At 46.6% G+C, this 13,246-nt stretch carries 10 protein-coding genes; 3 read left to right on the top strand and 7 right to left on the bottom strand.

Going from position 1 to position 13,246, the window contains the following annotated elements; translation table 11 throughout:
• Positions 1 to 15: 15 nt before the first annotated feature.
• The 5 genes from selB to BLU12_RS03225 all read right to left on the bottom strand — a co-directional run bounded on the left by selB (position 16) and on the right by BLU12_RS03225 (position 7,095).
• Positions 16 to 1,935 carry a selenocysteine-specific translation elongation factor gene (gene selB, locus BLU12_RS03245; protein ID WP_091460566.1) on the bottom strand — a complete coding sequence of 640 codons (1,920 nt, stop codon included), beginning with the start codon at positions 1,933 to 1,935 and terminating at the stop codon, positions 16 to 18.
• A complete protein-coding gene (gene selA, locus BLU12_RS03240) occupies positions 1,932 to 3,368 on the bottom strand; it encodes an L-seryl-tRNA(Sec) selenium transferase (RefSeq protein WP_091460564.1) in 1,437 nt (478 codons plus the stop codon). Before selA ends, selB begins: the two co-directional genes overlap by 4 nt.
• 79 nt (positions 3,369 to 3,447) lie before the next feature.
• Positions 3,448 to 4,686 (bottom strand): Zn-dependent hydrolase, encoded by a 1,239-nt coding sequence (locus BLU12_RS03235; RefSeq protein ID WP_091460563.1) that lies wholly within the window; start codon positions 4,684 to 4,686, stop codon positions 3,448 to 3,450.
• A 13-nt stretch (positions 4,687 to 4,699) separates the two neighbouring features.
• Positions 4,700 to 5,866 carry a M20 family metallopeptidase gene (locus tag BLU12_RS03230; RefSeq protein WP_091460561.1) on the bottom strand — a complete coding sequence of 389 codons (1,167 nt, stop codon included), beginning with the start codon at positions 5,864 to 5,866 and terminating at the stop codon, positions 4,700 to 4,702.
• Between the two features lie 32 nt (positions 5,867 to 5,898).
• Positions 5,899 to 7,095: a hypothetical protein gene (locus BLU12_RS03225; RefSeq protein WP_091460560.1), complete on the bottom strand. Its 1,197-nt coding sequence runs from the start codon at positions 7,093 to 7,095 to the stop codon at positions 5,899 to 5,901.
• Positions 7,096 to 7,281: 186 nt separating this feature from the next.
• Here BLU12_RS03225 and BLU12_RS03220 point away from each other — a divergent pair, with 186 nt between their 5' ends.
• Genes BLU12_RS03220 through BLU12_RS03210 form a run of 3 tightly spaced genes read left to right on the top strand, consistent with a single transcriptional unit; the run spans position 7,282 to position 10,179 of the window.
• Positions 7,282 to 7,863 carry a nicotinamidase gene (locus tag BLU12_RS03220; protein ID WP_234945413.1) on the top strand — a complete coding sequence of 194 codons (582 nt, stop codon included), beginning with the start codon at positions 7,282 to 7,284 and terminating at the stop codon, positions 7,861 to 7,863.
• 35 nt (positions 7,864 to 7,898) lie between these two features.
• Positions 7,899 to 8,513 (top strand): sulfurtransferase-like selenium metabolism protein YedF, encoded by a 615-nt coding sequence (yedF, locus tag BLU12_RS03215; RefSeq protein ID WP_234945412.1) that lies wholly within the window; start codon positions 7,899 to 7,901, stop codon positions 8,511 to 8,513.
• Between the two features lie 40 nt (positions 8,514 to 8,553).
• Positions 8,554 to 10,179 (top strand): thiamine pyrophosphate-binding protein, encoded by a 1,626-nt coding sequence (locus BLU12_RS03210; protein WP_091460555.1) that lies wholly within the window; start codon positions 8,554 to 8,556, stop codon positions 10,177 to 10,179.
• 48 nt (positions 10,180 to 10,227) lie between these two features.
• Here BLU12_RS03210 and hemW read toward each other — a convergent pair whose 3' ends face one another.
• Positions 10,228 to 11,400, bottom strand: coding sequence for a radical SAM family heme chaperone HemW (gene hemW / locus BLU12_RS03205; RefSeq protein WP_234945411.1), 1,173 nt, complete (start codon positions 11,398 to 11,400; stop codon positions 10,228 to 10,230).
• Complete coding sequence (gene lepA / locus BLU12_RS03200) at positions 11,387 to 13,195, bottom strand: translation elongation factor 4 (RefSeq protein WP_057940986.1); 1,809 nt, start codon at positions 13,193 to 13,195, stop codon at positions 11,387 to 11,389. Before lepA ends, hemW begins: the two co-directional genes overlap by 14 nt.
• Positions 13,196 to 13,246: the final 51 nt, after the last annotated feature.

Genomic DNA, 13,246 nt, shown 5'->3' with positions numbered 1-13,246 from the left:
CTAGCAGCTTATTCACTACGTCTTTTTGAGTAAAACTCTCTTATCTCCTATCCTTCTCGTGATGCCACGGGCATCGAAGTCCTCGAGAAGTGGCAGTATGTATTTTCTGCTGACGTTAGTGGTATCGCGCATGGAAGCTATGGTTATCTCAGGAAGAGTGCGCAGGATGTCCAAGGCTTTTTCTTCGATTCTTTTGGATAACAAAAACTCTCCGCCAATTATTCTGATCTCTCCCTGCTGTTTTGCGACGTCGAGTGTTTTGTTCATCCTGTCTTTATCCCAATTTAATTCCTTTATTGCTTCTTCTACAGAGGAAAACTGAAACCCCTTGTTTTCACAATAGGAAAGCAGTTTATCTTTATCTTTTAGTATCCCTTCATCCAACACCGGCGAGGCTCCGGGAAGCCTTACAATCTCTCCGTCAGTCTCTATTAGACCTCTGTTTACGAAAAGCCTTAGCAGTTCCTGAGACTGTCTTTTCGTGAGCGATATCTCTAAAGCCGCTATTAAATCCGAGGCTTTCATTCCGGCCAAATGGGAATTTTTCTCGTGAAAACGATTCAATATGTCCTGAAGGGATCTCGTCAACCCCTTGTAATATGGGAGAGACATTAAAAGAGGTTGTTCTCCCGATTCTATAAAGATTATTCCCAAACCCCTCGCCTTGTTTAAAGTGAGCTTTAATTGTTCGGGCGTTAACTGGCTCAAGATGATCGCTTCGTTGAAGGAAAGAAGGCCAATCCTTTCTAAAATTACTGCAAATCGTTCTGCAGGATCTTTTGCTTGGGCTAACTTGTCTAAAAAAGCCAAAAGTTCTGTTCTTGCCTTTCCTCCCCTCGGTTTTTTATCGTAAGGGAAGAGAATTTCGCCTCCTCCAATCGTCCTAAGAGGTGTATGTGCCCGGATGATAAATCGTTGTCCCATGTGAACAACTATCGGCTCCTTCAAGACCAGCTGCCCAAAGGCCTCATCGTTGGGCAAAAGCTTGGTATCCTTCAGAAGCGCTACTCTAGCCATTGTTTCGGAAGTTCCTATATGAAGATGTACCTGTTGCCAGTGCTTTAGCGGTTCCGGCGTAGAGGCAAGCAGGGTTAATTTGACGTCAAGGCACTGTGTGGTTTTAAACAGACCGCTTGAACAGGCCACATCTCCCCTTTCAAGCTCTGTTGATTTGATGTTGGGCAGGTTTAGGGCCGATCTCTGTCCCGCTAATGCTTCCTGGACTGCTTTGCCGTGTACCTGAATTGAACGAACCTTGGAATTCTTACCCAGAGGAAGCACGTCAAGCGTATCTCCTATTTGAGTTTTTCCCTTATATACCGTTCCCGTTACTACGGTGCCAAAACCTGCTATAGGAAAGCTCCTATCGATAGGCATGAAAAAGGGGCCATCTGTGTCGCGCGGTTTAATTCGATCTACCGTCCCGTCGATGACTTCGAGGAGCCTGTCTAAATTCGTCCCCTTCGTTGAAGAAACGCAAACCATTGGTTTCCCCTCAAGGAAGGTGCCCTTGACCAAATCCTCTACGTCCGATTTTACAAGCTCGAGCATCTCTTCATCCACAAGATCCGCCTTGGTTATGGCGATCAATCCCTCTTTAACGCCAAGCAAAGACAGAATCTCCAGATGTTCCCTGGATTGGGGCATTACCCCTTCATCGGCGGCGACGACCAAAATAACAGCATCAATTCCAGTGGCGCCGGCCACCATCTGTCTGATGAAGCGTTCGTGCCCCGGGACGTCGACGACGCTTACAATTCGACCGCTCGGCAGCGTTAAAGGAGCAAATCCGAGCTCTATCGTGATGCCGCGCCTTTTTTCCTCCCTAAGCCGATCGCAGTCCACCCCTGATAAAGCCTTTATTAAAGTGGTTTTCCCGTGATCTATATGTCCTGCCGTGCCGAAAACTATTGTCGTCTCAACAGGTGCGGTCATTGCGGATTCCCCCACATCCCCCACAATAGAAGCTCTTTTAAGCGTCCTTCGATCTCTGAAGAGACAAGAGCATCCTCGCCATCTCCCATCGTGCGAACGTGAAAGATGATCCTTTCCTGGTCCACGTTTGCTACCACGGGAGTATCCAGTTGTCTAAGAAGGGCCGCGAACTTAGAAGGGCCGATAGTATCAGGAGGTGTTATCGCCACTCCGAAACCCCTTAATTCGTCGTCAGGGAAGGCCCCTCCACCTACCAAGTCCTTAACTTCGATGACCTCAACCTCCCAACCGTCGTCTTTTGAAAAGATGCCTCGAAACAAATTAGCTAAATTCTCTGCTTTGGCCTTTAATCTCTCAAGGTCCGTCATTATCATGGCTAATGTTGGGATCTTTGCATAATCCTCCCTTAGATATATCCTCAAGGTGGATTCCAATGCGGCCAAGGTCATCTTGTCTACCCTCAGAGCGCGAAGCAATGGATGTTTTTTGAGCTTTGATATGAGATCTTTCTTTCCTACAATGCCCCCGATCTGCGGTCCGCCGAGCAATTTGTCGCCCGAAAAGGTCACGATATCTACGCCTTCTTCTATGCATTGACCTATCGTCGGTTCGCCTTTCAGGCCATAGGCTGAAAGGTCCACCAAAAATCCGCTTCCTAAGTCTTCCATGACCAACAGTCCTCTGGAATGAGCCAACTCAGTCAGCTCCCTTCTTCCCACCTCTGAATGGAAGCCAACTATCCTGTAATTGGAGGGGTGGACCTTTAATACGATGCGGGTGTTTTCGTTTATGGCCCTCTCGTAGTCGTAAAGGTGAGTCCTGTTTGTGGTGCCCACTTCGATCATCTTGGCTCCGGAAAAGGACATGATGTCGGGTATTCTAAAGGATTCTCCTATTTCAATCAGCTCTCCCCTGGATATTATCGCTTCCCCATCGCCGGCAAGAGCTGTTAAGCATAAAAGAACCGCAGCTGCGTTGTTGTTCACAACTAAAGCTGCCTCGGCGCCTGTGAGTTGGCACAAAATCCATTCTACGTGATCATATCTGTGTCCTCTTTTGCCCCTTTCAAGATCGTACTCCAGATTGCTGTAGCGACTTGATATAAGTCGCACGTCGGATGCTACGTCATCGGCGAGGCAGGACCTTCCAAGGTTTGTGTGCACTATGACGCCCGTAGCATTCACTACGGGCGTCAAATTGTGTCGTGAAGCTTTGTCTAAAGCCTTTCGGATCTCATCGTACAAGAATTTGAGGTTTACGTCTCTTACATTTCCGCGGAGCACCTCGTTTCTGTAATTTTCGAGCACTCCTTCGATAATTAATTTAGTTGTTTTGCGTCCTAAGAGTGTGCAAAATCCTTCAACCCACTCCAAGACCAGTAACTTGTCCATAGATGGTATCGTACGTAAAATCTTGCTCACATCTTCATGCATTTTTCGATCAACGCCCCACTTTAAGATGTTGTCATTAATATTAACGTAATTTCGGGGCTGTGTTAATACATATGATTATTTATTGGGCTATATCCAAAAGGGCATTGACCAAAACATCGCATCCGCGCTTCAAATCGTCGTATTTGGTGTCCTCTTCAGGTGCGTGACTTATGCCTTCTATGCTCTGAACGAATATCATGCCCACGTCGGTTACTTCTGTAAAGAGTGCCGAGTCGTGTCCAGCTCCACTGTGCATTCTCAGGTACTTAATGCCGAGCTTTTCAGCGGCATTTTGAATGGCTGAGATCACCTTGTCAGAAAGTTTGACCGAATCGGATTCTCCTACCAGGTCTATGGAGTAATTTAATCCATGCTCTTGTGATACTTGTCTGACCTTTTCCCCGAGCAGCTGTTCTATCCTTTCAATGCCTTCTTTTTTTATATCCCGTATATCGACGGTGAAAGTTACCTTGCCTGGTATTACGTTGGTTACGTTGGGGAAGCACCATATCTTGCCTACGGTGGCAACGGTCGTATCAAAGACATCTTCTTTGGCGCAATGTTCAATAAATGTAATTATCTTACTGGCTCCCACCAGTGCGTCATGCCTCATGTTCATTGGCGTTGTCCCTGCGTGGTTAGCCATTCCCTCAAGGGTTAGGGAAAGCTGTTTTATGCCTACAATGGCTTCCACAACGCCAATGGGAATAGATTTTGAATAAAGGATTTTGCCCTGTTCGATGTGAAGTTCGAGCAATGCCTTCAGGTCGCCCTTGCGCAAGACGTATCTTTCAAGTTCATCTGGATTTAGGCCGAACCTTTTGGCTGCTTCGTAGAAAGAGAGGCCCTCGTCGTTTTTAAGCTTCTTTAAGTCTTCAAGCGTGTATTTTCCGACCAAAGCCTTGCTTCCCACGAGGCCGCCGCCAAAGGAAGAGCCCTCCTCCTCAACAAGGGCTATCATCTCGAGCGAATGTTTGGGCTGCACCTTATGTTCTTTTATCACCGTCAAAGCTTCCAAGGCTGCCACAACTCCCGCCGCTCCATCGAATTTTCCGCCATACAAAACCGTATCAATATGAGAACCGAACATCACGGGAGGAAGGTCGGGCTCCCTGCCCTTTAATTTAGCCCTGAAATTGCCTATGGGGTCGATTGAAACCTCCAGCCCAAGGGATTTGCACCTCTCTGCCAAATAATCTATTGCCTTTTTGTGTTCGGGCGAAAAGGACAACCTTGTACAGCCTTTTCCGGGTGTTGAGTTAAATGTATTTAGCGTTTCAATATGGTCTTTGATTCTCTCAAGATTTGTCTCAAGCATTTTTTCATCTCCTTCAGTTTTGATTTAAATAGTCAAGGGCATATTGAAGATAAAGTGCTACACCGATCTCCAGGACATCTTCGTCCAAATCGAAGTTGGGATTGTGATGAGGGTAATTTGTACCTTTTTTCTCGTTGCCGATTCCCACAAGGGCAAATACGCCCGGGGCTAATTTAAGATATTCTGCGAAATCTTCTCCGCCCATGACCTTTTCATATTCTACCAAACCGTCCCTGCCAACAATTTTTTCAGCGGCTTTGGCTGCCAGAGATGAACTTTCGGGGTCGTTGATCACGGGGGAAGTGGCAAATTTATAATTTACATATGCTTCAGCCCTATATCCTGCAGCAACCTGCTTGGCTATCCTTTCTATGGCTTGGGGCAAAACATCCTTGGTCTTGGGATTGAAGTACCTGTTTGTTCCCTCGAGTTTTGCCTCGGAGGCTAGGACGTTAAATCGAGTGCCGGCGACAAGTTTACCCACCGTTACAACTAGAGGCTCAAGTGGCGTAAACTCCCTGCTGACGATTGTTTGGAGGGCCATTACTATGTTTGAAGCCACTACGACGGCGTCAACTCCTTCATGGGGCGCAGATCCGTGCCCACCTTTGCCCTGGACGGTAATATCAAAGACATCCACAGCGGCCATTCTTGGCCCAGCTTCGACGGATACCTTTCCCGTGGGCAAACCGCTCCAAAGATGCATTCCGAATATGTTGTCTACTCCATCCATAGCTCCGTCGTCTATCATCCTAAGCGCACCTTGAGCGACCTCCTCTGCCGGCTGAAAGATTAGCTTCACGGTTCCCGGCAGCTCGCTTTTGATTTCCGATAAAATTTTGGCAACTCCCAACAGCATTGCAGTATGGCCATCATGTCCACAGGCATGCATGAGGCCTTCGTTTTTGGATTTATAGGGCTTGTTGTTTTTTTCGGAGACTTCGAGGGCATCCATATCGGCCCTTAAAGCTACGGTTTTCCCGGGTTTTTCTCCTTTTATAGTTGCGATTATTCCCGTTCCGCCTGCGTTTATATTGAGGATGCCCATCTTATCCAGCTCTTCTTTAACCCTCCGCGAGGTCCTTATCTCTTCGCCGGATTTTTCCGGATACATGTGGAATTCCCGTCTCAGTTCTATTACGTAATCCTTTACTTCTGCTGCCAGTTTTTTTATGTCCATTTAAAGTATGACACCTCCGTTAATAATAAATTTTACAGTAAGTTTACGAATATACCCGCTAAAATTACCGAACCGATAGTAACAGTGATGAAACCGCCCACTAACATCTTTGGCAATAAGGAATCCATTAAAAATTTAAATTCCTCAGGATTTTCGGCGAGTGCCTTGGAGGCTTCCTCAGTTAATACGTAATTGGGGGGAAAGCCGTAAAGGGCAGTAAGCGCGCAGGCAAAGGACATTTCCTTAGAATAACCAAGGAGTTTTCCCAGAGTCATGGAAAACAGTGCCATGCCCGTAACGCCTATTGCTATTATTCCAAAAAGTGGTCCGACGAGACTAACAATCATATTTGGGGTGGCTTTGGCCAAACCTGCAAATATAAAGGCCATCAAAGTGGTCATCATAAACCCGAATGAACCCGACAGATCGAGGGGTCTACGCTCGAGAAAGCCGATTTCCGCAGTTATAACGCCAAATATGAGGCATATCACAAAACGTGAAACTACTTCGTTTATGGCCGTTGCCGTCATAGCCGACGCCCATGCCACTATGCCAAGCTTGAAAAGGTACATGTAAGTCGTCTTATATTTGGGCGGTATTTCAGGGATAATTTGAAGTTTTGACCTTTTCTGTGGAGCGTCTGATGGTGCATTTGAGGTAGCGGTTTCTGCCTTAATTTCTCCCTTCCTGAAAGCTGCCAACAGCCTCTTCCCCTCACGTTTTAGAGCAATTGCCGTCAGAGGATAACCAAAAAAGCCCTGCGTAACATACATGACTATGGCTAACACCGAAAGCTCAACCAATCCCTTTTTCATGGCGGCATTTTGCATCATTAGGGCTGCCACGATTCCTCCCGTAAGTGGAGGTGTTGATATCACAACGGTTTCCCAACCAAATAAGTATTTACCGATCGTTAAAGTTCCCAAAGATGTTCCCATGATCCCCCCTAGAGAAATTACGACGGTTCTCCACTGTGCGGCCAATTCCTTTAGATTCAACATTGTTCCCATGTGAACTATTAATAAATACATGGACAACGTAGCCAAAGGTTGCCCTAAACAGGCCAGATCGATCAAATTTTCTGGTAAAATGGTCCAGAAGCCCAATAAAAATAGGACTGCAGCGACGAACACAGAAGGAACAAAGGCTTTAGTTTTAGTAGAAATGAAGTCACCTATGTAAAGAATAAACAAGACAATAGTAAAAGCTGCAATTAAATCGAAGTTCATAAAAGATTCCTCCTTTATTTTTTCTTTTGCCTTCGATCATATTAGCTATAGTTATACCATATTTTTTGAATAAGTGAAATTTTAGAATATTCTGATATTATTTTTATTATTATTTTATTATTAAAACGAAATAAATTATCTTGTAATTTAATCTAATAATAATTAATTAGGAGGATGAGTATTATCATGATGCTGTCGATAAAAAAGAAAGATGCCCTGATAATCGTGGATTTGCAAGTGGATTTCTGTCCCGGCGGAAATCTACCGGTTCCTGAAGGAGATGAGATTGTCCCTATAGCAAACAAACTGGTTGAGCATTTCGAAAGACAGGAGGGTCAAATCGTCTTTTCCCGCGATTGGCATCCGGATAAACATATGAGCTTCAAAGAGTGTGGCGGACCATGGCCCGCTCATTGCGTCCAAAACACCAGAGGAGCTGAATTTCATCACGATCTTTTTATCCCTCCTTCGGCAATAGTCGTGAGCAAAGCGACGGAACCCTTGAAAGAAGCCTATTCCGCCTTTGACGGGACAAGATTATCGGAGACATTGCATGAAGCGGGAATTGAACGAGTTTTTATATGTGGTTTGGCTACTGATGTCTGCGTGAAATCAACGGCCTTGGATGCTATTAAATTGGGGTATGATACTTATGTGATCCAAGATGCCTCGCGCGGAATTACCAAAGAAAGCGTTGAGCAAAGTTTGAAGGAAATGAAAAATGTTGGCGTCAAGATCATCGAAAGCCGCCAAATTTTGTCGAATTAATGCAGATCAATGACGAAGGAGGTTATCAAGGAAAGATGAAAATAGTCGATGCGAGAGGAACGACTTGCCCAAAACCGGTAATAATGACGAAAAAGGCGATAGATTCTGGAGAAAAGGAAGTGGAAGTTTTAGTCGATAACGACGTCTCCTTTCAAAACGTCAGGCGCTTCCTTGATTCACAGGGATACGAAATCATCGAAGAGGTTAAAAAAGAGGATGGGACTTTCGTTATTCGAGGCAAATCGGAAGAGACAGCAGAAGATAGCACGGCAGAAATCGAAGATGCAGCCAAAATTAAGCCTAATGAAGAAAAAAAGAGTGTAGGGGTGTTGCTTCTGTCGGATACTATCGGCAGGCCAAACGACGGATTGGGAGAGGTGTTGATGAAAAGCTTTCTCGGAGTTCTCCTTGAAGGCGAACCCCCAGTTGTGATCGCTTTGATGAACGAAGGGGTGTTGTTATCCCTACCGGAAAACAGCGCTAGCGAAATACTAAGAGACCTCGAAAATAAGGGGACTTCCATCCTCGTATGCGGAACCTGTACCAATCATTTTGGAATAACCGATAAAGTCTCTGTTGGGACTATATCCAACATGTTTCAAATAACGGAAGCCATGCTCGAGGTGGATAAGGCGTTGGTTTACGGATAAATATGAGTTAAGCATTCTTACATGAAATCAGGGCGATAAAATGGCTAAAACAACAGGGGGCAGCTTTGTTGTAAAGACGCTTGAGGCTTTGGGTGTGGAAGTTGTCTTCGGAATTCCCGGGGTGCACAACCTCGAGATCTATAAGGCGTTGTTGGATTCGCCCATTCGCCATATAACGACGCGTCACGAACAGGGTGCAGCCTTTGCAGCTGACGGATACAGCCGAATCAAGGGTAAGCCCGGGGTAGCCATTACCATAACAGGGCCGGGGCTTACCAATGCTGTGACGGCCCTTGCGGGAGCATATCACGATTCTGTTCCTCTGCTTTTAATATCGAGTCAAATACCCAGGCAATCTTTAGCCTCTCGAAGCGGATTTCTCCACGAAGTTAAAGATTCCCGCGGCTTGGCATCTTCTGTATGCAAAGAGAGCATTTCTGTCATGTATCCGGAAGACATATCGTCGAGCTTAATTTATGCATGGGAGCTCTCTCAAAAGGGAAGGCCGGGGCCGGTTCATGTGGAAATACCCCTGGATCTGTTGTCGGAAGGCTTTTTCGGGGAATCGGAATATCGAAGTGATTGTCGGCTTAAAGTTTTACGCCCCATTTTATGCCCCGATGATGAGAACATCGACGAAGCCGTATCTTTTATCAATAAAGCTCGTTTTTGTGCCATCATTGCCGGAGGAGGCGCATTGTCTGCAGGTAGTGAAATTACAAAACTTGCGGAGAAGATTGCTGCCCCTGTAGTTACCACCTGTGCCGGCAAGGGGGTTGTTGACGAAAGACATGCCTTAAGCTTGGGAGCCAGGCTTAATTTCAAGGTCGTAAGGGATTACTTGGAATCTTTGGATTTGCTTTTGATCGCGGGGTCGGAGCTTTCTCCCACAGACCTTTACCAATATCCGCTCAAGCCGAAGGGTGAAGTTATCCGGATAGACCTGGATCCCGGAAATTTCGCCCGACAACCTCTTCCCGATATACCCGTAATGGCCGATTGCAAAGCTGCGATAACCATTTTGGCGGATCGCGTTTCGGCCAGAGACGCCAGGGTTGTCGAAGAAGTTTCTTCCAAGGTAAAGTCCATAAAGGCAGCAGCGAGGGATGAACTTTTAAGCTCAGGCGAATTGGGTGAGGAGACCTACGATGCCGTGCAAGCCGTTAACAGCATAAGAAAAGCCCTCCCCGACGAAGGGATGATCTTTGCCGACATGACCATTCCCGCCTACGTCTCCATTAGCGAATTCCCTTCGTACGGGCCAAGGACGTTCCTTCATCCTGTGGGTTTTGGTACTCTTGGATGGGCCTTGCCCGCAGCTTTAGGTGCCAAAGCCGCATGCTCTCAGGCTCCAATAATCGTCCTTTCCGGCGATGGCGGATTTCAATTTACCATGGAAGAGCTTGCCCTAACCGTAGAAGAAAACCTGCCATTAGTTATAGTCATATGGCACAACAATGGTTTTGGCATACTAAAGAACATCGAAAAGAAACGTCATTTCCGAAAACCCTATGCAGTGAACCAAAACCTTCCGAATTTTAGCCTTTTGGCTTCAGCTTACGGTATAAGGTCCTTCCGTGCCACTTCGGCGGTCGAACTGGAAGAGGCGCTCGGAGCAAGTTTGAGCGATCGGGCCTCCGCCATAATAGAATACAGGTCCCGCTGAAGTTCGAAGTTACTCTAAAAGTTTTAACTTCCTGTGGGAGGTTTCTTCCTACAGGAAGTTTTCCCATAAAGCGTTTGCGATGCGAAATCCCTTGGGAGTGAAGGCATGCCTTCCGCGACAAGCTGCCCTGCAATCCGAAGGAAGTTTTTCCCAGGTGTCGAGAAATTTCCTGTAGGCCTTCCATCCGTACTTTCTCTTAAAAGTCGTAGCAGTTACTCCCCATCGAGTGCGAAGGGCCAGTATGGCAGCTTCTGTTGCCTGCTTGTCTTGTGGTAATATTTCCTGATATTCCACGGGAAGATTTTCGCTGGTAATTTGATCGAAATAATCGTTTATTTCCCTCGTGTTTCCGTATCTGAATCCGTCCAGGTAGCCCCAGGCGCCGGGGCCTACTCCTAAGAAGTTTTCACCTTGCCAGTAAGCGATGTTATGGCGACACCAATGGCGTGGCAAGGAAAAGCTGGCTATTTCGTACTGAATAAATCCTTTCTTGGGCAAGTACCATTGGGCGAACCTATACAGCGGGTATCCCTCGGTCAAACCTGAGGGCGGACATTCGCCCCATGGAGTGCCTTCCTCGAGGGTGAGTTCGTAGATCGAGAGATGACGTATTCCGAAATTGAGACAATCTTTGAGGGTCCTGTGCCAACTTTGTATGGTCTGTCCAGGCAGGCCGAAGATCAGATCGACGCTGACATCGAGGCCGCTGGCAACCAGCGCGGCTATGGCATCTGCGGCATCGTGAGCACTATGGGGGCGCTTGAGCAACTGAAGCTCTCCATCGTCAAGGCTTTGGACTCCAAGGCTTACACGGGTTATCCTCCAGGAGCGCCAAAGTTTAATGTGATCGGCGGTTAACGAACCGGGATTTGCTTCGACGCTCGCCTCTAGGAAGGGCAAAAAGTCAACGTAACGTTCAAGCGACGAGATAAGCCTTTCCCATTGCCAGTGGTTTAATAAAGTTGGCGTGCCACCGCCAATGTAAAGCGTTTGGACCTTGATTTTCCCTCCTGCAAGAGCGGCCCACAACTTTAACTCCTCGTCGAGGCAGTTCATAAATTTGTCTATTTCAGAGGCTTTCGAAACCACGCTGTAGAAGGCGCAGTAGGGGCATTTTCTGACGCAAAAGGGTATATGAACGTAAAGCGAAAGTGGAGACGACAGCGCCAAGACAAAAGATTCGTTTAGTAAATTTACGCGGTCCGATCTATTCTTCCTCATTGGCTTGCAGGAATGCCAAAAAGGCTTCCTGGGGAATCTGAACTCTTCCTATCATCTTCATCTTTTCCTTGCCCTCTTTTTGTTTTTCAAGCAATTTACGTTTTCTGGTGACGTCGCCGCCATAACATTTTGCTAGCACGTTTTTGCGCAAGGGTTTGACGTTTTCTCGGGCTATAACACGGCTTCCTATTGAAGCCTGTATGGCGACCTCAAAAAGCTGTCGCGGTATCAGTTCCTTGAGCTTTTTTATAACACCTAATGCCCTTTTGTAGGCGTCGTCTTTATGGCAGATGAAGGAAAAGGCATCGACTGGCTCGCCGTGAATGAGGATGTCCACCTTGACCAGATCGGATTTTCTGTATCCTACCTGTTCGTAATCTATGGATGCGTAACCTCTTGTGAGAGATTTTAGCCTATCGTGGAAATCCACGATGAATTCGGCTAAGGGAAGGTCGTAAATAAGCTTTACCCTCTCTGGCGTAATGTAATCCAGCGAAACAAACTCTCCGTGCCTGTCCTGACAAAGTTTCATGGCTTTGCCAACATAATCGGAAGGCAAAAATATCGTAAGCCTAATAAAGGGTTCCCTGATCTCCTCTATCTTTACGGGATCTGGAAAGTCGGAGGGCTTTCTGGCCTCAATGACTTCTCCGTCTTTTAAAAGGATCTCATAGGCTACGGTTGGGGCCGTGGCGACTAAATCTATCTCGAATTCCCTTTTAAGCCTCTCGATAGTGATGTCCATGTGAAGAAGTCCTAAAAAACCACATCTGAAGCCGAAGCCCAGTGCTTCCGAAGTCTCCGGCTCAAAGGCCAATGCTGAGTCGTTTAATTGCAATTTCTCTATAGCCTCGCGGAGACGGGGAAAGTCGTCCCTGTCCAGCGGATACAGGCCACAGAAGACGACGGGTTTGATGTGCTTATACCCAGGCAAAGGTTTGTCGGCAGGCGAATTTGCATCGGTTATCGTGTCCCCCACTCTGGCTTCCCAGATGGTCTTTACGTTTGCAATGACATAGCCTACTTCTCCTGCCTTGAGTTCTTCAGCAGGGGACATGAAGGGCGTAAAAAATCCCACTTCCTCCACTTCATATTCTTTTCTTGTCGCCATAAAGAAGATGGACTGACCCTTTTTAATACATCCGTTTACTACCCTGACGTAAGATATTACCCCTCTGTAGTTGTCGTAGATTGAGTCGAATATCAGAGCCTGAAGTTTGGCATCTTCATTACCTGTAGGAGGGGGAACGCGTTTCACAATCGCTTCAAGCGCCTCCGGTATTCCGATTCCCTCCTTAGCGCTGACTAAAATAGCCTGGGAAGAATCCAACCCGATCACTTCTTCGATCTGTCGCAATACCTCATCGGGACGTGCTCCGGGGAGATCTATCTTGTTTATCACGGGGATGATCTCCAATCCCTGATCAACAGCCAAATAAGCGTTGGCAAGAGTTTGAGCTTCCACCCCTTGTGCTGCATCGATGACCAATAGTGCGCCCTCGCAAGCGGCTAGGGATCTAGACACCTCGTAACTGAAATCCACGTGACCGGGAGTGTCTATGAGGTTGAGTATATATTCTTTGCCGTCATTCGCCCTGTATTGCATTCTTACGGGCACAAGTTTTATCGTAATTCCCCTTTCGCGTTCTATATCCATTGTATCCAGAAACTGCTGTCGCATTTTTCGCGAATCTATGGTATTCGTATATTCGAGCAACCTGTCTGCTAACGTCGACTTGCCGTGATCAACGTGAGCTATGATGCAAAAATTTCTTATATTATTCATGTTTGTCATTTATCAACCACCTCATAAAAATAGGCGTCATTTGACGCATAAAGAGACTTC

This window comes from Acetomicrobium thermoterrenum DSM 13490 (assembly GCF_900107215.1).
GTDB lineage: Bacteria > Synergistota > Synergistia > Synergistales > Acetomicrobiaceae > Acetomicrobium > Acetomicrobium thermoterrenum.
This window is presented reverse-complemented; position numbering and strand designations above follow the sequence as displayed.